This is a genomic window from Candidatus Woesearchaeota archaeon (assembly GCA_021735165.1).
In the GTDB taxonomy this organism is placed as follows: Archaea; Nanobdellota; Nanobdellia; order Woesearchaeales; family 21-14-0-10-32-9; genus JAIPET01.
Genome location: JAIPHP010000011.1, coordinates 19,077 through 43,876 on the forward strand (window position 1 = coordinate 19,077; position 24,800 = coordinate 43,876).

17 protein-coding genes and 1 tRNA gene are annotated in these 24,800 nt (G+C 31.9%); 3 read left to right on the forward strand and 15 right to left on the reverse strand.

Annotated elements, in window-relative coordinates:
• Window positions 1-41 precede the first annotated feature (41 nt).
• Window positions 42-2,294 (forward strand): hypothetical protein, encoded by a 2,253-nt coding sequence (locus K9L97_03605; protein MCF7872095.1) that lies wholly within the window; start codon window positions 42-44, stop codon window positions 2,292-2,294.
• 9 nt (window positions 2,295-2,303) lie between these two features.
• Window positions 2,304-4,187 carry a hypothetical protein gene (locus K9L97_03610; GenBank protein MCF7872096.1) on the forward strand — a complete coding sequence of 628 codons (1,884 nt, stop codon included), beginning with the start codon at window positions 2,304-2,306 and terminating at the stop codon, window positions 4,185-4,187.
• Window positions 4,188-4,236: 49 nt separating this feature from the next.
• On the opposite strand, the gene K9L97_03615 is transcribed toward K9L97_03610, so the two are convergent.
• The 5 genes from K9L97_03615 to K9L97_03635 form a co-directional block, all read right to left on the reverse strand.
• Window positions 4,237-4,309: transfer RNA gene (locus K9L97_03615), tRNA-Thr, on the reverse strand.
• Window positions 4,310-4,625: 316 nt separating this feature from the next.
• Window positions 4,626-5,078, reverse strand: a complete 453-nt coding sequence (locus K9L97_03620) for a divergent PAP2 family protein (GenBank protein MCF7872097.1) — start codon at window positions 5,076-5,078, stop codon at window positions 4,626-4,628.
• Window positions 5,079-5,692: 614 nt separating this feature from the next.
• Complete coding sequence (locus K9L97_03625; protein ID MCF7872098.1) at window positions 5,693-6,652, reverse strand: VWA domain-containing protein; 960 nt, start codon at window positions 6,650-6,652, stop codon at window positions 5,693-5,695.
• A 2-nt stretch (window positions 6,653-6,654) separates the two neighbouring features.
• Window positions 6,655-7,551: a DUF58 domain-containing protein gene (locus K9L97_03630; GenBank protein ID MCF7872099.1), complete on the reverse strand. Its 897-nt coding sequence runs from the start codon at window positions 7,549-7,551 to the stop codon at window positions 6,655-6,657.
• Window positions 7,552-7,555: 4 nt separating this feature from the next.
• Window positions 7,556-8,569 carry a MoxR family ATPase gene (locus K9L97_03635; GenBank protein MCF7872100.1) on the reverse strand — a complete coding sequence of 338 codons (1,014 nt, stop codon included), beginning with the start codon at window positions 8,567-8,569 and terminating at the stop codon, window positions 7,556-7,558.
• Window positions 8,570-8,683: 114 nt separating this feature from the next.
• On the opposite strand from K9L97_03635, the gene K9L97_03640 reads away from it, so the two are divergent.
• Window positions 8,684-9,739, forward strand: coding sequence for a hypothetical protein (locus K9L97_03640; GenBank protein ID MCF7872101.1), 1,056 nt, complete (start codon window positions 8,684-8,686; stop codon window positions 9,737-9,739).
• Window positions 9,740-9,769: 30 nt separating this feature from the next.
• On the opposite strand, the gene K9L97_03645 is transcribed toward K9L97_03640, so the two are convergent.
• The 10 genes from K9L97_03645 to K9L97_03690 form a co-directional block, all read right to left on the reverse strand.
• Entirely contained in the window at window positions 9,770-13,600 is a 3,831-nt protein-coding gene (locus K9L97_03645) for a hypothetical protein (protein MCF7872102.1), read from the reverse strand.
• A gap of 506 nt (window positions 13,601-14,106) precedes the next feature.
• Window positions 14,107-16,065 carry a hypothetical protein gene (locus K9L97_03650; GenBank protein MCF7872103.1) on the reverse strand — a complete coding sequence of 653 codons (1,959 nt, stop codon included), beginning with the start codon at window positions 16,063-16,065 and terminating at the stop codon, window positions 14,107-14,109.
• Between the two features lie 72 nt (window positions 16,066-16,137).
• Complete coding sequence (locus tag K9L97_03655; GenBank protein ID MCF7872104.1) at window positions 16,138-16,686, reverse strand: hypothetical protein; 549 nt, start codon at window positions 16,684-16,686, stop codon at window positions 16,138-16,140.
• Window positions 16,683-17,834, reverse strand: coding sequence for a hypothetical protein (locus K9L97_03660; GenBank protein ID MCF7872105.1), 1,152 nt, complete (start codon window positions 17,832-17,834; stop codon window positions 16,683-16,685). The genes K9L97_03655 and K9L97_03660 overlap by 4 nt, the downstream gene beginning before the upstream one ends.
• A 52-nt stretch (window positions 17,835-17,886) precedes the next feature.
• Complete coding sequence (locus K9L97_03665) at window positions 17,887-18,537, reverse strand: hypothetical protein (GenBank protein MCF7872106.1); 651 nt, start codon at window positions 18,535-18,537, stop codon at window positions 17,887-17,889.
• A gap of 24 nt (window positions 18,538-18,561) precedes the next feature.
• Window positions 18,562-18,717 carry a hypothetical protein gene (locus K9L97_03670; GenBank protein ID MCF7872107.1) on the reverse strand — a complete coding sequence of 52 codons (156 nt, stop codon included), beginning with the start codon at window positions 18,715-18,717 and terminating at the stop codon, window positions 18,562-18,564.
• Between the two features lie 175 nt (window positions 18,718-18,892).
• Window positions 18,893-20,086 (reverse strand): hypothetical protein, encoded by a 1,194-nt coding sequence (locus tag K9L97_03675; protein MCF7872108.1) that lies wholly within the window; start codon window positions 20,084-20,086, stop codon window positions 18,893-18,895.
• Window positions 20,083-23,265 carry a LamG domain-containing protein gene (locus K9L97_03680; GenBank protein MCF7872109.1) on the reverse strand — a complete coding sequence of 1,061 codons (3,183 nt, stop codon included), beginning with the start codon at window positions 23,263-23,265 and terminating at the stop codon, window positions 20,083-20,085. The genes K9L97_03675 and K9L97_03680 overlap by 4 nt, the downstream gene beginning before the upstream one ends.
• Window positions 23,266-23,269: 4 nt before the next feature.
• Window positions 23,270-23,677: a hypothetical protein gene (locus tag K9L97_03685; GenBank protein ID MCF7872110.1), complete on the reverse strand. Its 408-nt coding sequence runs from the start codon at window positions 23,675-23,677 to the stop codon at window positions 23,270-23,272.
• A gap of 35 nt (window positions 23,678-23,712) precedes the next feature.
• A partial coding sequence (locus K9L97_03690) for a hypothetical protein (GenBank protein ID MCF7872111.1) occupies window positions 23,713-24,800 on the reverse strand: 1,088 nt, incomplete at its 5' end.

Consider the following 24,800-nt stretch of genomic DNA (forward strand, 5'->3'; position numbering starts at 1 on the left):
GAGGAACATTTATATATTACTATTAACTTACAGACCCTAAGGTGTTAGAACTGGAAGGTACTATTAAAAAAAATTTAGAAGATTTGTTAGTTATAGGTTCACCTTTATATTATACTGATGAAAATGAAAAAATTGGCAAAAGTGCTGTTTTTGTAAGTACGGAAGATGATTTGAAACTAAACACTGAAGTAATTACAGGAAATACGCCTTCTGAAGATAATGAAAAAATTCTTGTTAAAGTTAAATATTCAGATATCGTAGAAGGAAAGATTTTGAAGAAAAATGTGAAAAAGCAAATTCTGTTAGCTCCTAAAGCATATAATGAAGATTATTCATTTAAACATTTGCCAAATAAAACTGCAACTTATGAAATGTCAAACGTTATTTGTGAATTATCAGATGATATCATTAGAGGAGATAAGTTTTATTTTCTTAAAAATAGTATGAATAAACCTACAAAAAAACTTGTAAAATTAAAAAAAGGATTTAATATTAATAAAATTATCGGGCTTTATTTAGAAAATTTATTAGATTTTTTTAAAGATAAAAATGTTGTTCAGCCTCAACCTCAAAAATTGCTTAATTACATAATAGAAAGTTTTCTTCCAGTTTCTGGAATTGAGAATTTAAAAGAGAGCATTGAAAAAAAACAAAGAAGTAAGACTTTGTTAAATTTTTCAGAGTTTTTTCAAACCCAAACTCATAGCGTTGATGACAATTATATATTGAAATCGATAAAGAGGGAAAAACAATCTCAGGAATCAATACCACTTTACGAGGAATTAAAAAATGAAGATTTATATTCAACAATGCAATTTGTGAAATTGTTGCCTGAAATAATAAAAAATACAGATTTTATTCGCAGAAATATAGACATAGGAATTTCTTTAAGTGAAAAATCCCAAGAAATTGAAGAAAAGGTTTATAGTTTTAAAGAAGATATTTTTTCTCAGTACAACGAGAAAATAAACATTTTTGAGAGTATTTCCAATCAATTTGAAAATAAAGAAAATTATAAACCTGAGCTAGCAAGTTTTAAGGAAGAAATAAATTATGTTGCTGAAACAATATTGAAGATTAAAAAATTTCCTTTTCTTAAAACAAAATATTTTACTCCGGAATTTATTGAGAAAAATTTAGAAGATCTTGTTAGTGAAACTAATAAATTCAACATCATAAAAAGATTTGTTGATAAAACTTATTCGTTTGATAAGCTTGTGGAGAAAATAAATTACAATTTAGGTTTTAATGTAGATGAAAAAAAGGATGCGTGGAATGAATATCAAAGAATATCAGGAAAAATAAAAGAGATTGAAGAATCAGAGTCTCAGGAAAAGATAAATACTGCGGAGATAAAAAAAATATTTTTAAGAGAAGCGCACACTCTTCTTAAGGAGGCATACAGCGAAGACATATTTTATTCTATTGATGATTCTATGATTTATGAAATAAATAGAGTCAGAGTTGAAATAGGGTATAGTGATTTGAATGAAAAGAATATGAACGAGATTATTGATGAGTATTCAAGAAAAGATATTGGTAACGCTCAAGAATTTTGTTTCAGAGTTGTGAATATAAGAGATTATTTAAGAACGAAAATGAGTGAAGATAAGGAAAAACATTTCGTTTCTATAAAAGAAAAAACTGAAACAATAAGGAAAGTTATGGAGCAAAAAGGAAGCTCTTTAGAACCATATAGTTATTTTGCTAATTTGCATGAAATAAAAAGACAAGTTGTTAATTTATATAAGTTTTTTAATTATTCAGAAAAAGAGAAATCTGAGTTATTTGAAAATGATATGGAAAAACAAACAAAAAAGCTTGCGTATTTTATTTTAAAAAGTGATCCGGACAAGCAAGGAACTCTTTATAAAACTCAACTTGCTAGTTGGAAAAGTAATATTTTTGAAAGATTTGAAGAGTTTAAGGCGCAAAAAAACACTAGTGAGCTGCTTGAAACAGATGTTGTGCACGCAAATTTAGCTGCTAAAGACCTAATTGAAGCAACGACAAATTATATTAATAAATTAGATCAAAATATTGAAGAAGTCATACCAGAAAATTTGACTAGTTGTGAAAATAAATTTTATTCTATAATTGATAAAGTTAAGGGTATTGCCGATAGAAAACTTGAGTTGCTTGAAGAAACAAATTCTGCGTTTAATAATGTTCAAAGTGTTTTACAGACAATATATGATGTTGTACAAACCAGGAATAGCAAAGCAATAATAGAATATAAAGTAGGAAAACTTCTGAATAATTTAGGTTATGAGTTGAAAAGAGTTAAGAAGTAGTGATTGAAAATGCCTCTTAAGGAATCATTGCTGGAAGAGCAGACAAGAGAATCTGTAGAAAATGAAATTAAGAGATTGAAGAATAAGCAAAATTTCAAGACAGGCGCCAGAGTTTTTTTGGCAATACTAGCAACCTATGCTTTTTTTACGAGAAATTCTAATATTTCTGATTTAGAAACGATAGAGAGTTTGATTGATTCTACAAATGTTAAAGCATTTAAAAGGATGGGTTTGAGCATAAGCGGACCTGAAAGAAGTAATTTCTTATTTGAAACTTTTGTAGATCAAAATTATTTAGATACTTTTTTGATTAAGCAAAAAAAATTTAATTTGAATTTGAGATCTCTTCTCGATCAGCAAGATTTGAATGAATTAGCAACAAAACTTGATGATGGTGTTAATTCTACGTTAAACACTATGTTAAGAAGTGCTGTTATGGATTCTTCTAGATTAAATAAAACATATCAAGAAGCAAGGTTTGAAAAAACATCTGAAGCAATCAGTAAAATATTAGAAAATTTTTCTTCAAAGGAATATGAATTATTTGAGATTAGCAGTCCTTCTCAAAAATCATTATTGATGAAAAGAAGCGGTTCTAATTTGCCAATAAAAGATATGAGAGACATAACTAAAATAAGGAAAAATTATGTTTTATCTTTAATGCCTACAGGAATATTTAAACCTGAAGAGCTAGACAATTATATAATAATGGCGTTGTGGGAAACTGAGACTAAATCTGATGAAACTGCTATTGGAAGAGCAAATAATTTAGATACGGGTATAGGTCAATTTCAACCAAGGCCCGCGTTAAATCTTGTTGCAAAATTTTCTAGTAGAGGAACTGAGTATGAAAATATAATTTTAAGATTATTAAATCAAAGTAATGGCACGCATTATCAGAATTTAATAAAAAAAAGCATATATGAGGATAAGAATTATGGAGATATTTCTTTAAAATCATTTGCTAATAGAATAGAAAAAAATTTGGATAAAATAAAAAAATTAAATAAGATAGATTTAGATATAAGGACTTTGACAATTGTAAGAAACAGGAATACTGACTTGATGTCAGAAATAATTCCTGAAGACAATAGAGCGTCTATTTTAGATCGTGGTTTAAGCGATAAGTACAGCATTTTCTCTAAAAATGAATATGCTTATTTTGTAAGTTTGTTAAAGCAAAAAGAGGATTTAAAAACAAAAGTTGAGAATGTAGAGTATAATTTGGAGCATAGCGCTCAGAATTTTTCAGATATAAAAAATGAAATTAGCAGTGCTAAAAGCCAGTTGGAATTGACTAATAAAAAAATAAAAGACATCATATTAAAAAATGAAGAAAATTATTTACAGAAATCTGGCGAAATAAAAACGCAAATTGATGAGTTAACTAAAAACATTGTTCAAGATTCTACTTTAACTGATGTTATTAATGAATATTATGTTTTGTTTGATGAAAAATTACAATCCATATTGGCTGCAGAATATCTTTATGAAGTATTTGAAAATAAAGCGGGTTTTTGGAATTATGTTAAGCAAGATAGTAAATTATCAGGCAGATCTTTAGAAGAAACAACTTTGTTTTATACGTATATTAGTTGGATGGGCGGCCTAGGCATGGTTGATGATGCTTTTAATGCTTTTAAGTCTGTAAATTTTAAAAAAACGGAAGTTGAAAAAAGATTAAAAGATAAAGTTTATGATAAGTGGTATACGTTATCTAGAGCTAATAAATTAGTTCGTAATTATGATGTTATGCAAAAGTATAAGGAGCAGGGCGTTTTTGAAATATCTCCTAGGAATGGTAATTTTGAGTTTAATGTTTTAAAGGATGTTGTTGATAAAACTAAACGCGTGAATCTAAGAGATATGATTAAAAATTATATTGGGTATTGATCTAGAGTATTTGTTCTATGATTTTTTAAGCTATATTTTAGAAAATTAAAGCCCCTGGGGAGAATTGAACTCCCGACCTGCAGATTACAAGTCTGCCGCAATAGCCGCTATGCTACAGGGGCATAGATTTTATTTGATAATCTTCGAAAAAAATGTTCATTTAAATAAGTTTCTCTAAAAAAGGGGTGTGTCCCAAATATCTATATTGCCTTGGAGCTCAATTGAGAGAAACACAACGTGGAACACGTTAAAGATCTGTGTTTCTCGGTAAAAAACTTAGACTGCAAAGCAGCTAACAATACTCCGCAATACGAAAAAGAAAGACTTGGGACACACCCCTAAAAAAAGGGCGTGTATTAGTATGAACATCAGAATATTTAATTACCATATAGAAAATTAATCATTTAGAATATATAGAAAAATATACTAAAAAAGTATTCAGAAAAAAACATAATACATTAAAGACGAAACAAGCACACCCAATATCATTCCTGCAATAACTTGTAAAAATGTGTGGCCATATACAACTTTTATAGGATCTTTCCTATATTTTTTAAGAAGTTGATTCAACATATCCCCTTGTTGACCTATGTTTTTTCTTACACCGAAAGCATCGCTAACAACTATTAACGCCAATACTAGTGCGACGTAAAAAGACCTACTTAGAACTCCCGAAGCAGTCATATCAACGTATCCTATTGCTACAACTATACTAGTTACTGAAGCGCTATGTGAAGAAGGCATGCCGCCATTTTGAAATCCATACCTGAAATTGTATTTTCCTCCTTTTTGATGACTTCTTGTGAATGATTTTATTATACAACTTAGTATCCATGCAATAAAAAATGATACGAAATAATAGCTTTGAAATAATTGAATTAACCAATACATACAGAACTTAAAATGGTTGGTATTTAAATTGTTTTCCAAAATTTAGTTGGCGACATAAGCAATTATGTTGTTTTTTGCTAACTAATTGCAAAAGTCAAGAAACACACAAAATATTTGTCTTTTACTAATAGAAAAATAAAACTCTCTAAAATATAATGAAAATCGCTGCTCCGAGTCTGCTAAGAAACTAAAAGTTTCTTGCACACAGAAATCAAAAATGATTTCTTCGTGTATCTCCGCCCTAAATGCACAGAAACAAAGTCTCTGGCACAACAAAAATGAACGAACATTTTTGTGTGCAATAAAAACAAAGTTTTTATTCGCATGCCAAAAATCAAAGATTTTTGAGCAGGACGGAGTATTACGACTCAGTCGCTTATCGCGATTCGCGAGAAACACAATAGTGTTTCTGTGCGCTATAAACTAAAGGTTTATACGCGTTCAGATTGCGTGCTATCGACCTAAATGCACAGAAACAAAGATTTTTGTCCAGGTCGGGGTACGACAAAAGCAAAGCTTTTGTGTACAATAAATGCGAAGCATTTATTTGTATTAAACCCCTTCCGCTGGCGCGCAATAAATATATCAAAATACAGGAAATATTTACTGAGAATTCACACCACTCTTCTATATATAGTATTTGCAATTCCCCATTCAAAAAATAATAGTCCTAATGCTATTAATAGTCCAAGAAATGACAAGTCTATTTTTATGTATCCTTCTTTTGTGTTTTTTGTATATTCTTCGTATGCTTGTTTTAGTTCATCTGTATTAGTAACATAAATATAAGATCCATCGGTATCCTGTGCTATGGTTCTTAGTATATCTGCATCATAATTGCTACTTATATTGTAATATTCTGGCAAATACCCTATTGGCCCTGTGTTTGTCCCCAGTCCTATCGTGTTTATTTTCACTTGATTTTCTTTTGCGTATCTTATTGCTTGTTTTACTGAATCCGATATGAATGCTCCAAGAGTATTTACTCCGTCAGAAACAAGTATTACTGTTTTTCCTTTATCAGATTCTGTTGCAAATAGATTTGTTGCAGTTATTATTGCGCCAGGTATATCTGTACCTCCTGTTTCTGAGATTTGCATTCCTTTTAATGCTACTTTTATATCTGATTTTTTTTCTGTTAAGGGCATTTCTATTACTGTGCTTCCGGCAAAGCTTATTAAACCTATATTTGCTTGTGAGTCTAGTTCGTCCAAGAACATTTCCGCATATTCTTTTGACGCTGTGAATCTTGAGGGTTTTATGTCTTGCGAAGTCATACTTGCACTTGAATCTATAGCGATTACAAAATTAACTTCATTTATTTGCCCTGTATGCCAAAGTGTTGCACCTGCTACGCTCATTATAAGTGCGAACATTATTAGTATTCTCACAACTAAATGAGTCATATTTTTTGTTAATATTTTTTGGCCTGATATTCTTTTTAATGCTTCAAAATTCGCAAATTTTATTGCTTTGGCTCTGCTTGATTTTAAAAACCAAAAATGCGTTACAATGAATAAAGGTATGCTTATTAAGAACCATAAATATATAGGGTTTTGAAATTGTAAGTACATTTTTATTCTACTCTTTTTCCTCTTCTTCTAAAAAAAGTTGTTAGTTTCTCTAAATAATCTTCATTGGTTTTTAATAGTAGGAAATCTCCTTTGCTTTTTTTGAATACGTCTGATACGTATTTTTCTTGATCTAAGTTTTTTTGCTTATATTGTTTTGCAAATTTTTTTGTGTCTACATAAATGTTTTCATTATTATAAGGATTTTTTAGTAGTACTTGTCCTCCTGTTTCTGGAAATTCTCTATCTCTTGGATCTTTTATCATAAGCCCTATCATTTCGTAATTATCAGACATTGTTTTTATGTACCTATCCCATCCATTTTTAAAACCGAGAAAATCAGATATTATTATGATTACTGCTTTTTGATTAACGAAATTTTTTGTCATAAGCATTGCTTTTGCAAAGTCTAGATTGCCTCCGTAGTTTTCTGGATTTATTAGACTGCTTTCTATGTTTTTTAGTACCTCCACACCTATATTGGGGTATACGCTACTTATGAATTTATCTGTAAACATTGCAAGCCCTATTGCATCTCCTGCTTTGTTTATTGCGTCTGCTAATATGTATATCATTTCTGCAGCGTATTCACATTTTAGTTTTTCTGTTGATGTAAAAAGCATAGAATCGCTTACATCAAACAAAAAGAATACTGTAAAGTTTTTGTAGTCTTCAAATTCTCTTACTAGCGTTTCTTTTGCTCTAAGGCTTGCTTTCCAATCTATAAGTGATGCGTCATCACCATAAACATATTTTCTAAATCCTGCAAATTCTATGCCTCGTCCTTTGAATACTGTCGCCCACTCCCCTTCTAAAGTTCTTGATAGTACATCTCTTCTTGCATTTACTTCTAGTTTTTTTAGTCCTGGGGCTAAGTCTAATTTTATTTCTTTGATGGGCATTTTTTTATACTATTCTTACTTTTTGCAGTATTTCTTCTATGATGTCATCAGGAGTTATGTCTTCTGCTTGTCCTTCGAAGTTTATTAGAATTCTGTGTCTTAAGACGTTTGCGACTATTTTTTTTACGTGGTCCGGCGTAACTTGAGGTTGATTTTCTAGTAGTGCTCTTGCTTTGCTTGTTATAAACATTGCTATGCTTGCTCTTGGTGAAGCGCCAAATGCTATGTATTTTCCTTTTTGTATATTATATTTTTTTGGGTTTCTTGTAGAGTCTACTAGTCTTACTATGTATTCTTCTATTTTTTTGTCTGTATGTATTTTTTTTGTTATCATTTGAGCAGTTAATATTTCATCAGGAGTCATTAGAGGGTTTAGTTCGAAGTCTTCAAATTTTCTTAGAGTCATATTTGTTCTTAATATTTGTCTTTCTTCTTCATTGTCAGGGTATAGCATTTCTATTTTGTATAGGAATCTGTCTAGTTGTGCTTCCGGAAGTTTGTAGGTTCCTATTTGTTCTAGTGGGTTTTGTGTGGCCATTACAAAAAATGGGTCTGGCAATTTGAATGTTTCTTTTCCTATTGTGACTTGTTTTTCCTGCATTGCTTCAAGAAGTGCTGATTGTACTTTTGGAGGACTTCTGTTTATTTCATCTCCTAGTACAAAGTTTGCAAAGACAGGTCCTTTTACTGTGTAGAATCCTTTTCCTTCTTCGTATGTTGTTATTCCTAATATATCTGTAGGTAATAAATCTGGTGTGAATTGTATTCTTGAAAAACTGCATCCTGATATTTTTGCTAGTGTTTTAATTAGGAGTGTTTTTCCAACTCCAGGGATTCCTTCAACGAGTACGTGTCCGTCAGAGAGCAATGCTTCTATTAGTGCGGTAACCATTTTTTCTTGGCCGACAAAGATTTTTGATATTTCTTTTCTAATTAGTTGAAGTTTTTCTTGGTATGGTTCTATTTCTTTCTTTATTTCTTTTAATTTTTGTTCAGAAATTTTTTGTGATTCTACCATATTTGTTCATCGGCTGTTGATGTTTAAAAAATTATAGTTCCATTTTCAAATGGTAACAATTTATTTTGTTTTATTATGGAAAAGTTTAAATATCGCCTTTGTTGAATTATTTGTATGGAAAGGGAAAGAGGTGAAGACGTTAAGGCTAACTCTAAAGTTTCTAAGCTTATGTTGGCTGATTTGACTAAGAAGAAAATTGATTATTATCTTTCTAAGAATTTTATTACTGATGTCGAGGTTTATTCTGTTTTTAAGGAGTTTTTTTCTGAGATGCTAGAAATTAGGTATGAATTTACTTGTTTGGAGTTAAAGGAAGAATTAAATAAAGTTTTTTTAGAGGATTCTGTTGAACGAGATGTTTTGTTGTTTATTGATGATATTCGTGCGGTTGAGTATCAGGAAGAGCCTTTTGGTCAGGATAAACTTAAGGAGCTTTTGAAAAGATTGAAACACATCGTTGATGCTTTAGTTATTCATGAAAAAAAGAATTCTAAAAGTTTTTTTGCGTTTTTATTTGGAAAAAAACAGAAACCTGTTAAAGATTCTTCAAAAAATTTACTAGAAGGAACTAAAGATAATTATTTTTCTGATTCTGAAGTTAAAGTTAAAAAAGAGTTTTCTCTCAAAGATAACGATAGTAAAAAGGAAAACATAAATTCTTATAACAAAAAAGCAGATAAAGATCCTTCTACTAATGAAGATTATGATAATCGTGAAAATGATGCGACTTTAAATACGGGAGTTGTTCGTAAAGTTTTGGATAAAGACAAAGAAAAGAATCCTGTTTTAGATTATGAGATTCCAGAAGACGATTGGACTGCTACTCCGAAGAAGAATAAAAAATTGAGCAAGAAAGATAAGGAATTAGACAAAAAAGATAAGGATTTAAGTGTTAAGAGTAAAAATATAAAAAACAAGAAAAATGTTAAAAGGACTAGTAAAGCTACTACTAAAAAGTCAGAGAAAAAGAGTGCTAAGAATTCTCACAATAACAACAATAACAATAATAAGTCTTTATCTGTTATGATAAAAGATGCTAAAAAGCTTAAAGATAAGAAAAAATTATTAGAGTCTTACAAATTAATTCTTGAAAAATATAATGGTTTGAGTGCTTCTGAGCAAGATAAGTATTTTGATTCTGTAAATAAATTATATGAAAAGGTCAAATGATTTTTTTAATTTTAAATTGAAAAGAAAATTTTACTTTTGTTCCGTTATTATTTTTCTAAATGCAGCAACTACATAGAATGCTATCGTTAATATTAATAGAACTCCTGATCCTATGACTAGTTTTTCAGCATTAGTTCCTATGAAATCAAAGCTTTTATCTATAATACTAGGAGTTTCTCGCCTCATTATTTTTTCTTCATTTATTAAGAATTTACAGCCATTTATCACTCCGTTAACTAAATTTAGCGATTGCTCATAATCTAATGATTTTAATGCTCTGTCTGCTCTTTCAAGAAGATCTGTTAATTCTCTGCATTCAGGGTTTTCTGAGAGCATGTCTCTTGCAAATGTTACTTTTGCTTCTATTTCTTTTCCTTCATTTGTTTGTTCCATTGAGTTTATTAGTATTGTTGTGGAATCAACAAAATTTGGTTCTTGTACTGATGCATATATTGTAATTTCAAATGGTCCGTCTGTTCTATAGTTTGTTATGCTTAGGTCTGTTTCTACTTGAGACCCTGGAGTTATTATGTTAAAGTATGTTTTGTCAAATTTGTACGTTATGTTATTTTGTAGAGCCATTGAAGCATTTATATAAACGCCTTTAATTTCTTCTTCCCAAGTATTTAGTATTTTTATAGGTATGTGTATTGTTTTGTTTGCATATGTATCTACGTTTGCAGGCGCTATTATTTTTATTGGTTTTGGCGTTTCTACTTCTTCTTCTATAGGCACTGTTATTACTCTAGTATTTGTTCTTGATCCTCCGCTACTTGCTCCGCTACTAGTGCCTGTCTCTGGTGTTGCGCCTATTACTGTCATTGTTACTTGATCGCTTAATACAGATTCTCCGTATGGATCTGTAGCGTTAAATACTATCACGCAACTTCCTGTTTCTGTTGGTGTTACTCTTAGAGTGTCTTGTGTGAATGAAAATGTTGCTAGCGAACATAGTTCTGGATTCATCACTGAGTATGTTAGTTGGCTTGTTTCATTGTCTTCTGAACGTATTTTTCCATCTGGTGTTTGTGGAAATATGTCATCATCTGGATCGTAGAATCTTTGTGTTAAATTTCTGTAATTCATGTAGTTTACGAATTCTGAAGAATAATTTACAGATAAGTCTTCTAGTGTATCGTGGTTGTATTGCGGTGGTCTGTTTATGTTTGTTACATTTATTTGCCATGTGAAATTTGTTGTGGAGTATCTTATGTCTTCCGCGATCAGCGTAATATTGTATAGTCCAGAACTCCAAAAATCGTATTCTATTGTTAGATTTGTATTTGTGTTTTGCGTCGTGTTTGTTATTGTTTTATTTAGTTGTCCGTTGATGTACCAAGCATATGTTAGGTTGTTATTAAGTATTGTTGTATCATTTTCTATTATTGCATCATATATTAGAGTCGTATTTTCAGGTATTGTTAAATTCATATGTTTTGTTTGGTATATTGTTGCATTTGTAAAGTTATTTAGTGTTTCATTTAGCGTTTCGTTGTAATAGGGTTTTATATAGTGAATTATTGGGGGCGTACTTGAATCTAGTACCGTAAATGATATGTTTTGTTGTGTTGATGCATTATTTGAATCTGTCAATATCAGATTTAACCATTGCGTTCCTGTTGTGTTGGCTTTAAATTTTAATTCAAATGAGTCTTGTCCTGTTTTTGTTATGTTTATTAGATCAAAGTTTTCTGATGTTTCGTTGTATGTCATTGACAGAGTTTCGTTTGCGTATGTTGAATTTAGTAGTAAGTCGTAGTCCGTTACGTTTATGTTCTTTGTGTGTATTATGTTTTTTACAATTGTGCCCATTGTTAATGTATCTGATATGTTGTCTTTGTTTTGGTCAAAAATAGGGTAATCGTTTTCGTTTAGTATTTGCATAGTTATTATTGCAGTACTTATATTTGGCCTTGATGAATTGAGTTCGTCGTATGTGTTTATTGTTATGTTATGGAACCCTACTTGATCGTTTGCTAATCTGTTTGTTGTTTGAGTCATGTTTATTAATGATGTCTGATTGTTCATGTAATTTGAGTAGTTGTTTGTTATTGTTGTAATATTATATATTGTTGAGTTGAATTCTGTGTGACTTTCTATTGTTATGTTTATTGATTCGTTATTTCTTTCTAGTATGTTAAAGTATATTTCTATTGTGTCTGATTGGTTGAATGTATAGTTTGTTTGGTTTATTGTTATTTCTGGGGCTGTGTTGTTTATTACTGTTATGTTCATTATTCTTGATGAGTTGTATTCATTGTCTGTTACAGTTATGTTAAAGGACCAGTTTCCTACGTATGATTCGTTTGTTGGATTTATCGTTATTGTGTTTGTTTCGTTGTTTATTGTTAGGAAGGTTGTGTCGTTTGAAGTATATGTTAGATTTGCTGTGTTTTCTGCGTCGTAGGTATATGAATCTATGTCTGTTGCGTTTATTTTGTATTGCACTGTTGAATAGAGGTGTACGTTTAGGTGCGTTATGTTTCCTGATTCGCTTTCTTCATGTAGTTCGGGGGGGTCGTTTGTATTCGTTAGGTTTAAAGTGTATATTTGTGATGTTGATCCTGAATCGTCATCTTGTAAGGTTATATTTACTGTTCTGCATGCTATGTGGGTGTTGTTTAGTGTCATGTTTATTAGTGCTGTTGAGTTGATTGCTGAGTTGTTTTTTGTTTCTATTGTCCATGGCCAGTTGTTTTGGCATAGTTGTGTTGCATTTGTTAAAGGGGTTATTGACCATGTTAGATTGTTTTCTGTGTCTGTATCGTTTCCATATAATGTGTTTGTGTATAGTAATCCTTGTGTTCCGTTTTGTATTGATGCGTTAGTGATTATTTCGGGGTAGTGGTTTGTTCTGTTTATTATTAATTGAAAAGTGTATGTTGTAGGGGGCACTGTTGCGTTCCATCCGTAGTTGTCTGTTATGTTTATTTGTATTGTCCAGTTTCCTACGTGTGCGTTTGTTGGTGCTCCGTTTTGTGTTGAGAAGTTTATTTTTGATTGTGTTTGGCTTGTGTTATGTATGTTTATTAAGTTGGGAAATGCGTTGTTTAGGTCCGAGCTTAGTGTGAAGTTGTATGGTGTGTTTGTTTCTTCGTCTGTTCCTATAAGTGTGTATTCCCAAGTTGTGTCTGCGTTTATGGTTATTATTGGGGAAGGCAGCGTTGAAAAGTTTGCTTGGTCGTTTTGAGGTATTACTGTGAAATTTACTCTTAAGTATTCTCCTTCTCCTGGACTGTTGTCTTCTGCAAAGAAGCTTATGAATTTGCTGTATGGACTTTCTGGGCTTGTTAGGTCATCGTTAGTTGGGGTGCAAGTAAAGTTTCCGTTTGTGTAGTCAAAGGTTGTGCTTATTCCACATATTGTTCCAGCGTGAGCGTAGGTTATTTGGTCGTTGTCTGGGTCTGTTGAATTTATGAATAGGCCATATGTGTTGTCTTCATATACCAATATTGTGCTTCCTTGGTTTTGGTTTGTGGAATTATATAGTGTTGGTACTAGGGGCAGGCTGTTTATTATTGTTGTTGAGGCTGATTGATTTGTTTCGTGTGTTGAGTTTTGTATTGTTATGTTGCAGTGCCAGATTTCTCCTTTGGTGGTGTTTGCGGAGTTGAGTGTGCTTGGGTTTGTTGCTGGGTTTTCTGTTAATATCAGTTGAGTTCCGTTGTACCAGTTTATGATTGTGTTTGTCGTGTCTGGCGATGATGTCCAGTTGCATATTAGGTCTTCTGTTGTGTAAGAAGTTCCCGTTCCTGAGTTTATTTGAGGGTTTTGTGTGAAGTTTAGGGACAGGGTTGAGTATGTTATTATTATTAGCACTAGTAAATATATTATTGTGGTTGTTTTGTTTCTTGTTTTCATTTTGTTTTTTTCTCCAAGATTTCTATTATCAGGTTTTTTAGAGTTGTGTCTTTTTCTAGTGCTTCAAATTTTAGCTTTTTGTGAAGTTCTGGTTTTATTTGTATGTTTATGTTTGTCATTTTTATTTTCCTAAATATTCTATTATTAGATTTTTTAGAGTTGTGTCTTTTTCTAGTGCTTTGTATTTTAGTTTTTTGTGTAATTGTTCAGGTATTTGTATGTTGATATTTGGCATATCCATCTTAATTATTAAATTAGTATATAAAGTTTACGTATTTTGCTTAACTTACTTAGTTAACTTATTTGAGTTAGTTCTTTTTTTGGGGGTTTTTAGGACATAAACTTATTTTTTTAGATGTTCGCTCAAACATCTTATTTTTTAGATTTGCTATTGCTAATATTTGTATTGAACTTTTTTTGACAAATATGCTTATAAGAACCGATGATTTAATTTGAATATTTTAGTTTCATACTTGTAAATATGCAAATGCGAATGTAAATATATTTTATTTGTTCCAAGAAATTATTGATTTTATGTGATTGTATAGTCTTTCCAAGTCTGCAAAGAGTATTCTTTTTTTGCTTGTTTTTAATGATTCGTATTGGTTCCATGCCTTCAAATACCTATTTTTTGCTTTTTCTATTTCTCCGTATTGTAGTGCTATGATTGCGCCAAAAGATAATCTTAGTATTATTTCTAAGGAAGATCCTTCTATAGGAAATTCTTTTGCTTTAAATGTATAATCAGAAGATTTGACTTTACTTATTTCAAATATTATCAGTCTTAATTCTTCTATTAATAAAGAAAAATGTATTTTTGACAGATTTAAGGATTTTGTTTCTAAATACATTATTTTATATGCGTATGATTTTAGAGATTCTTCGAAATTTTTTAGAAGTATTGTTTTTTCTAGTTTTTCTGTTAATTCTTTTTTGTCAAATTCTTGCTGCATATTTAGTGCTTTTGAATATACTTTTCTTGCTATTTTAAATAGGTTTAAAGATAATGATTCGTTTGTTTTTAGTTCCTCTTTTTTTGAAAGAGCCAATTTATTTTCTATGTTTGTTAATTCTTTAAGTAAAGATGTTTTTTCTTTTTCATCCAGTAATATTTGTTTTTTGTGTTTTCTTGTAAATAGCCAACCTAATTTTGCTATGAGATTATTTATTTCTTTTTTGAATACTAAATATATCATTGCAAGAAATATTAAAGATAAACCTACAATCATAGCTATTCTTACCAATGATGAATCTGGTGCATCCATAGAAGAAGGTATTTGTATTTCTTTGCAAGGGTCACATTCTCCCCCACAATCTATGCCCGTTTCGTTTTGATTTTTTATACCATCAAAGCAAGTTGCAGGTATTTTTGGGCATGCTTTGCATGTTGCACCTCCGCAATCAATGTCTTCTTCGTCTCCGTTTTTTATGCCGTCAAAACATGTTGGTTCTGCAAAGCACGCTGGGCAAGGACCACCGCAGTCTACATCTTCTTCATTCTGATTTTTTATGCCGTCAAAACATGTTGGCACGTATTCGCATTCTTCCCAGAAGAATCTTCTTAAGTTATACTCGTCGCAACCATTTAAATCTATACATTCTCTGTATCTTGTTCCATTTATTAAGCATCTTGACCAATCTCTGCATTGCCATTCAGGAATACATCGGCTTCCACCGCCACCACCACTGGATGTTGAAATTGACTCTTGTACACATATTGATTCTACAGATACAATGTTTGAGTCTGCTGTTAGGTTTCCGGAGTCTATTGCTGTAAAATATATATTTTCTGTTGAACAAAAGGTGCTTGGACTAAAAATGGATACTTCTGAAGTATTTTCGTTTATACTTATGCTTATAGCAGAATTTCCTGAAACCTCATATGATAATGTTGTATCTTCTAAGTCTCCAAAATAGTTATTTAGGAAAAATACGGATGATGTTGTTCCTGCAGGCATTTGTATTGAGGGAATATTTGTTATTAGGTAGGGAGGGTCATTTATCGGCCATATTGTGAATTCATAAGTTGTGTTTCTTGTTACATTTGAAGATGTGCAAACTGATGTGTCTAAAAAATGTATTACTGTTGAATATGTCCCTATGCCTGTGTGGTTTCCCCACATAGTTACGTGACCTGAGTCATTTATTTCAAATAGTACTCCTGGATAATTTATTGGTTCGTAGTCCCAAGTTGCATTTGTTTGATTATTATCATTTGTTATTAAAAAACGGCAATATTGAGTGTTATCTTCTATGGTTGTTGATTGATTTATGTTATTAGAACAATTAGAAGTATCTATTATTGGAGGCGCATTTATGCAGAGATTTAGTTGTGCTTGTCCTGTTGCTTTTGCTTTTATAAAATTTGGAGATCCTATGTTGTTTGTAGTGTATATTAAGAATGTTGCTTGAAATATTGATGTTAGGAATAGAGCTATTACCAACCACATTAATAGTTTTCTCATATCAGGTAAATCCTCTTATTTATATTTAAAGGTTGCTGTTAAATTTGGAATTTTTCTTTTAAATGGGTGTTTTTACTCAGTATCTGTGTCATTTTGAGTTGTATTTATTGAATCGTTTATTGTTATTGCAACTTTTGGTTTTTCTTCTTGCATTGTGTTTGTTGATACTAGAGTTCCTTTGAGAAATAGTTCTTCTAAGAATGATAGTTTTTTGTTTGTTATTGTTATGTATGTTGTTTCTTCGTGTTCTCCTTTGAAGTATTTGTTTTGTGGTTGTGCAAGCATCTCTATGTCGAATTCATTCACACTTGATTGTATTGGGTTTCCGTAAGTTTTTAGCCATCCGTCTTTTTGGCCTGACCAGGATATGTAAACGTATTTATCTTGTGCGTTTGCTATGTGCATGTTTCTTTTTGCGCGACCATTAGGTAGTAATGTTCCAAAATACAGTTTGTCAGAATCTAAATTTATTCCTACGTCAGTTCCGATTATCATGTTGGCTCTTATTTCGTTTGTGGAATGTATTTTGTTTGAAAGTGAACTCGTCGTAATTATTATAAGTAGTAAGCATAAAATTATAATTATCGATGCTCCAAGTAATATTTTATTTGTTTTGTTCATTTTCTGTGTTTATGTTTGTGTTTCTTTTTTGTTGTTTTTAGCGTTAGTAATAAAATTACTAGTATTAATATTATTATTGCAATTGTTAGTAGTACTAAGGTATAATTTATTTTTTTAGGAATGTAAGGATTTAATACCTCTATAATTATAGGGTGTTTTTCTGATTTGTTTAAGAAAAATATTTCTATTTCTCCATCATATGTTCCATTTTCTAGATTTTTTGTGTCTACGAATTGAGTTATATTTATTTTTCCTAATTCTTCTATTGTGAAGCTAGGAGATCTTGCATTTACTCCTTCTAAGTTTATTTCTGCATATACATTTTCAAATCTTCCTTTCCATAAGTTTTCAAATTCCATTCTTAGGTTTAAGAGTTCTCCCTCAGTAACATTCTTTGGGTCATAGTCTAGTAAAATTATGGATTCTTCTCCTATTCTAAAGGTAATGTTTTTTTCTCTAATCATATCCGAGTATTTTACTTTAAGATTTGCATAGTATTTTCCTGGAATCCATGTTTTTGTAGATATTGTTTCTTGTATTTCATCTGTTTGTTTTGGACCTATTCTTTTTTTTGGCCATGTTTTTTCATATATTTTTTCGTAATTATTATCTAATATTTTAACTTCTGTCTCGTAATTTGTAACATCTAGACCTCTTGATAAAATGTTTATGTTCATTGTTGTGTCTTGGTTTTTATTTACATTTTCAATAGAAAATCCTTTTATTTCTAAGTATTCTCCTTGATATGGAAAGTCAACTATGAATCTTGATTTTACTGCTGTTCTTACAGCTATCAATCCTTGGTTTTCTGGAATAAATTCTCTTGCACCTATTTGTACTTCGTGAGGCCCCACATAATCCGCAAAAGAAGGTATGTCTATTAAGAAGTTTATTGCAGTAAGTCCTTTTGGAGGCACAGTTATTTTTTCATCTTCTATTATAACATATTTCGCTAGTTCTCCATTCATAATTACTTCAAAACTTGTTTCTTGAGAAGAATAGGATCTTATACTTACAGAGTATTCTCCACTCAGTCCTGTAGATGGTTCGTAATATGCTCTTATTATTGGAGGTGTAACTCCTAAAGATAAAACGCTAGGTATCAAAAGTAAGAGAAAAATAATACCAAAATAATATCTAACAATCACTGTTTTCACCTCTAGTTAAAAAAATAAAAAGAAAATAAAAAAATAAAAATTTTTAGTTCCCTGCAGCCGTAGCAGTATACGTTACTGTAACTGAATGTGTTGTTTGTGGTGCATTGCTTGGAACTATTATTTGGAAATCCGTTGTAAACATACTAGTATCCACTCCTGTTGTTAAGTTTTCACAAGCAAGCAGTTCGGTTGCTGCTTGAGTTGCATTCACAAATGTTGATTGTGAGTTTCCTGAACAACCAGCACCGTAAGTAGCATCCCCTGCATTTGATATTTTGTATGCTATTTCAGATTCAGCGTTTTCTGTTGCTAGGAATCCTCCTGATGAAGTTGTTCCATTTCCTACATCGCTGAATTGTATTGTTACATTCGCATCAGTGTTACCGCTATTTCTTACAGTTATGTTGTCTGGACCTGTGAATAAAGAACAGTGAGTTGTTGTTTCTCCACTAGCATCAGAAGTTATAACAATTGCAGTGTCTCCTGTTGTACATTCAAAGAAGTCTACTAAGCCATCTACGACTTCAATTGCTAAGGTTTCATTTATTGTCAGATTTACTTCTCCTGATCCTGATGTTGCGTATCCTGTTGTTGTCACACTATCTAATTTATTTAGACTGACTATTGTTCCTCCTAGTGAGACTACGATTGCAGCCAGTAAAAACATTGCTAATGCCCTATTTGATATATCCATTTTTTATTCCTCCACGGTTTATTTTTAATTTACAATATTCAGTCTAACTTCTCCGTTAACTGAATCTTCTATCGGTATTCGTTCTCCTATGTGTAATTTTACTACGCCTCGACTACTAGTCGCTGTAGTCTCCGAATGTGGCATTTCTGCGTATGGTGCTACTTTGTTCGCTTCCTGCAAAACTGTGAAAGTTCCCAGAACCGATACAAGAATAACCAAGAATACGAGGACCACTACGGTTTGTTTCGAAACATCCTTTTCTTTGCCCATTTTATCCTCCTATATTATTGAATATTAATAGTCATGACTGTTTTCATTTATATATTTTTCTTTTTTTGTGTTTGTTTTTTAGTAATTACTTTCTTTTCTTTTTTATCATGAACTTGTATATTATTATTGCATTCATAATTATTAGGAACAGTATCAAGACTATTAATAAACTCGTTGTACTACTAGATGAGGACGCTTTTTTGTTTTTGCTTCCTGATACTTGTCCTGTAGGCAACAACACATTTAATTCGTCTTCTGTCATGGTAATATCATATGTGTGTGATTTTTGCGTTCCTAGATAATTAAGATTTATTATCATCTTATATAGGCCAGGTGCTTGGTTTTCTGTGTCCCAGTATACTGGTAGAATTGTTTTACCTAAGGGTTCTAGTGTTTCTGAAGGTGTTTTTGTCGCTGCTAATAATTCGTTTTGTTTCATAAAGACCACTTCTGCAAATACATTTTCTATTTTTTCTGCCCAGTTACTGTTTAGTACCAAATCAAAGTGCGCAACACCACCTAATAAGAAATCATAAGTCGTTATTGTTGTTATGTCTATGGATGGACTTCCTACATGTATTCTTTTTGTTTGTTGCATTGATTGTCCATCGTAAATTAAGGTTGCAGTTGCTTTGTATTCTCCATTATTTAGTTCTGGTGACCAAGGCATATTATATGCATGCATTTCTCCTTTTCTTATCATTTTTGATTCAGACGTTAAAGTTTCTAGTTTGTTATTTGCCAAATCATATATCTCTATTATTGCTTTTGAATTAACTATATTTGCGGTTCCTGTATTTGTAGCTTCTATTAAAAAGTTACTTTGTTGGTGTTGTTTGAAGTTTGCTGTGTAAAATTTCATATCTAAAGAGTGTCCTTCGCTTGGAACCGTTATTATTAAGTCGAAATTTACTGCTAAATTTGCACTCAGTTGATTTCCTGTCGGCATTTTTTGCATTATTACAATGTTTACTACATTTTTCCCTCGTGGCAATGTTTCTATTTTTGGCAAGTCAACATTCACATTTATTATTTCAGAATCTTTGTCTTTTGTAAATATTATAGTTTCTTCACTTAATGAAACGTATTCGGATAGCTCTCCTTCTACATTTATGAAAGCTATGAACTCTTCGTTTTGGTTGTTCATTATTTTTATTGGGAATGAGTAGCTTTGCTCTTTTACAAGTATTTCTTTTGTTGCAGGTGCTAAACCAAGTGCTAAAGCATTACTTGAGAAAATTATGAATATTAACAAAGTAATTATTAGGGCGCGTTTCATTGAGATACACCCCACGTAAAATTTAGAGTTGCTTGTTTTTGTCCTGGTGATTCGTAAGTTGGTACTTTAACTTGGATATCTGCATTTACAGTATTATTTTCTGGATGATAATCTAATAACTTTATCAAGTCGTCTATTACAAAAGACATATTATTCCAGTAAACTTTGCTTCCAGACTCATTAAATGTTCCTGTGCTTCTTGGCATTATTTGCCAATACTCAGTATCTAAATCAGCAGTTTCCCATAAGCTTTCTGAAGTTGTTATGTTTCTCAAATCTGCTTCTACATTCCCATCGTTTCTAAATGAAAATGGAAGAGGTGAATCTAAAGAAGTATTTCTTATGCTTGAAACATCAAGTGTTCCAAAATCTACGTTACTATTAGTCATAGTTATTATAAGACTGTTTACTAAAGTATAATTCCAAGTTTCACTCCAATCACTGTAATTTTCTCCATCATAAGATCTTACTTTCCAGTAATATGTGTCGAAATCTAGTTCGTTTATTTCGGTATAATTATTGCTTGTTAGCCCTGTTTCATTTCCAACTATTATCGTGAATGATTCATTTCTTGCAACTAGCAACTCGTATGTTAATTCGTCGCCATCTATATCTGATGATTGAGTCCAGTTATAAAAAGGAGTTCTGTTTGTATATGTCAAATCGTTATTTGTTGGCCTGCTTAAATTTACAGTTGTTGGAGGAGTATTTAATATATTTATTGTTGAACTGTTCATCCACGAACTATTTAAGGTTCCGTCATCTGCTTTGCAACCTAATACCCATGTTTCGTGCTTTGTCGTTTCTCCGCTCGTTATATTATCCACGTTTAGCTCAATTCCTTCCGTTACTAAAGAAGAAGTTCCTGTTGCATATTGAGTTCCATTTCTGTACCAAACATAATGAAGCAATATAGAACCTTCATCAACATCAGTTGCATTGCAAAAACCTAACAAAGTGTTGTTAGTAAACACATTTGTGCTTGGTTCTACTCTTACAGAAAACATTTGAGGAGCTGTGTTTTCTATTAATAAACTATTGGAAACTAAAGTTACTCCTTCATCATATTTATCACTAGGAGTTACTGCAACTGACCAATTGTCGCCTGAAGTTGTTTCTTGCGAAACTAATTTGTTATATCCTTCCGCATATATTTGAAGTATTTCTTCATTGCTTAGGTACTTGTCAAAAATCATCACTTCATCTAATGAACCGTTAAACCAATAAGTGTTTGAACCTCCTTTTTTTCCTATTGCCAAACCTGTTCCTGACCAGTCAATATTATAAGTCAAAAAATTTGGATTTGATGTTTTCGAAGAACTATCTAATCTTAAGTAATGAGTGTTAGTTTCGGCATTATATGCGCTTGCAACAAAGTGCCAATTATTATCTGAAGGCATACTATAAGATAGCGAACTTCTGTGAGTTCCATAAGGATCACCTGAATATATATCAGAACCAATTGTTTTAGATGTAACTGAAAACCCTATTGCATGACCTACATCTATATTTCCTGCCCAATTATTTCCTCCTAAAACCGTTTGCCAATTAGTAACATTATCAGGATGTTGTTTATACCACAATATGAATGTTTGCGAACCATTTAATCTTCCTATTATGTTTTGAGGTACAGATATATAATCATTTACACCATCAAACTTGTAACCACCACCATATTTTGCATTTTCTATCCATTCTGGCATTTTATCATAGTCTCCATCTCCAAGAGTTCCAAAAGTTCCAGTTACAGAATAATCTTTTATAGATCCTGTACTTTCATTAGAAATATTTCTATCAAAACTCATGTGTAAAAGAGTTAAGCTTTCTCCGTCATAATTATTTCTGTATCTTCTCAATCCTGCATAGTAACTAGCATTTATTTGTTCCTGAGTTAATGCATAATTATATATTTTTGGTTCGTCTATCAGCCCATTGAATTCGTATGTGCTTCCTGCGTTTCTGCTTCCAATCAACACATCATTAGTGTTAGGTTCCAAAGATGCCGTGATTGAAGCATTTTCTTCTTTTAGTTCTCCATCCACATATATCCTTAATGTATTTGTTGCGTCATCAAAAGTTCCAGTTATAAATGACCATTCTTCTATAGGTATATTAGTTTGCGTATCAACTTCGTATTGTGTGCCTCCATTTTCGAATCCGAATCTGACTATTTCATTTCCACTAGAATATGCTAATGAATAATGTCCAAAACTTCCTGATTCGTCTTTTGCAATTATTCCTGCAAAATTTACTTGATCTGTTTCTGGATATACCCACACAGATAGCGATACTGCGGATTGCAAATTTAGTGAAGATGAGTGAGAAATATTTATGTAATCATCAGCACCATCAAAATCATACGCGCCCCCTATTTTTCCGTTCGTAGTCCAATTAGGAACATACTGTGAATTTCCCCCACCAAGAGTTCCATGATTGTTATAAATCGAGTAATCATTTATTGCGCCCAATGTCGTGCTAGTTATTTTTTCGTCAAAATTCATAACTAATAATTCTCTTTTTGTATCTGTTTTTCTCCAATCATAAGTCCAAGTTATTGTATCCGAATCCGCATCGTTTTGATTCTGATAAACCACTGTTAAATTATCATTTGTGGTATTTGAATCCGTACTTGAAAGTGTTGGTTGATCATGTGTAGGAACACTGTTTAAAAAACAACATACTTTTAAATTATACGCATTACAATCACCAATGTGCGCATTAGTATAATTATTTCCTTCTGAACTTGCAATGCTTGCTGTACATTCATAATCAGCAGGACAATTTGATTCTGCTAAAGTACAATAAGAAGTTCCTAAACTATTCACACAAGTAGAATGAGAATATCTGGGACTTAAAGAATTGTTTTCAGGATCTTGTACATGACTATTTGTTAGGGACTCTAAATATAACATAGCATCTGCTTTTTCATTGCACTCAGCACCTATTGTTTGAGTTGTGCTTGAACAACAAATTGCATTTGCGTATTGTGTTTGATTTGCATGATTTACATGACTATTATTTATTCCTCCGGAATCTGATTGCAAAGTTAGAAGTATGTCATCAGAACAACTAGCAGTAGTTTGAACATTACAACTAATATCAGCGCTAGAACTTGGAAATAATGCTAACGCTAAGAATATTAAAATTACACTTAATTTTAGCTGTTCTTCATACTTCATTTTTTTAATTTGTCTGCTGCAAACACTCCGCTGCAATCATATTAACAGTAACATTTCCAAATGTTAAAGGATACGGTTCACAAGTCGTTGCTTGTAAAAACACACATTCCAAAGGAAGCATTGTCATCGTAGTATTTTGAACTATTATAGGAGTTGGATTACAATTACTGCCTTGCTCAAACAAATACATTATTGTATCTTCACTACCCTGCTGTGCGCCACTTATATATATTGCTTGTTGCTGCTGAATTTTTGCTTGTTGGTAATTACCTATTAACACATATATTACTGTTGCTAAAAACAAAACTGCAAATATTAAAGTTAACCATTTGAAAACATTATTTTTTTCTGCGTTTTGTTTCTTCGTTGTTTTTTTTCTTTCCTCTTTTTTCACTGTTTTTTTTTCTTTCATTTTATTTTCATTCTTCATTCTATTTTCCTCCATATTTATCCACCTCTTGCTACCATTGCCCAATTATATGTTCCACCTGAATTTCTCATGCAAGCATACATAATGTCTTCTGTTCCAGAAGCTTCCTGATCAAACCACAACGTGCCCCTAGTACTAGAATCACAAGTAGGTTTACTCGCAGTCGTATTCATTCTTATTCCTCCAGCCACTTCAAGTTTCGCATTCGGACTCGTCGTGCCGATGCCGACGTTGTTCGTATTTGAATTGACAAAAAACGTCGTTCCGTCAACTGTTAAATTAGTGTTGAAAATATTATTATTTGTAAAAGTGTTTGCCGACGCTAAATATGGAACTAATGTCGAATTTTCTGTCCAATAAGGGTCTGTTTCAGCAATATTTGCAGTCGCATTTACCGCCTGAAGTTGCGATAACGTTACCGCCCCAGTCAATTCCGTCGCGTTTGAAAGTCCAATTAACGTCCCGTTTATGACCGCCGAGCCGTTCACGTGTAATTTCGCTGACGGACTCGTCGTCCCGATGCCTACGTTGCCACTTTCTATTATTGAAATCGCTTTTATATCAGGTGCCCCATTATTTGGTGCAAAAATATTAAACACATTATTTTCTGCGTCTAGTTGTATATCTGCATGTTCATTGTTTACTCCTTCAAAATCTCCAGACCAACGAATAGTAGGATTTATTGTCCCATCACTCTTCCCCACTCTTATTTGCACATCACTTGAAGAATCATAGACATTTAGTTTACTTCCTGGACTCGTTGTCCCGATGCCTACGTTATTTCCGTCCTGATAAATCACTGAATCGCCTATATTTGAATCCGACGTGAATTTTGGAATGTAATTAGCCGACCCGCTTGACGTTACGTTTGCTCCAGTTGTTGTCGCGACCTCCGAGCCATTAATTAACAACTGGTAGGCGTTGACGTTTCCTTGGACGTCTAGTTTGTATGACGGGTCCGTCGTTCCGATGCCTACGTTGCCGTCTCCTCTAATTCTCATTAGGAAATTACCATCATTATTGAAGTCTATATAATTATTTGAACCTGAACTTATATCGGCTAATTGTATATGAGGCCCTAAATTCCCAGGTCCTGCATTAGTTG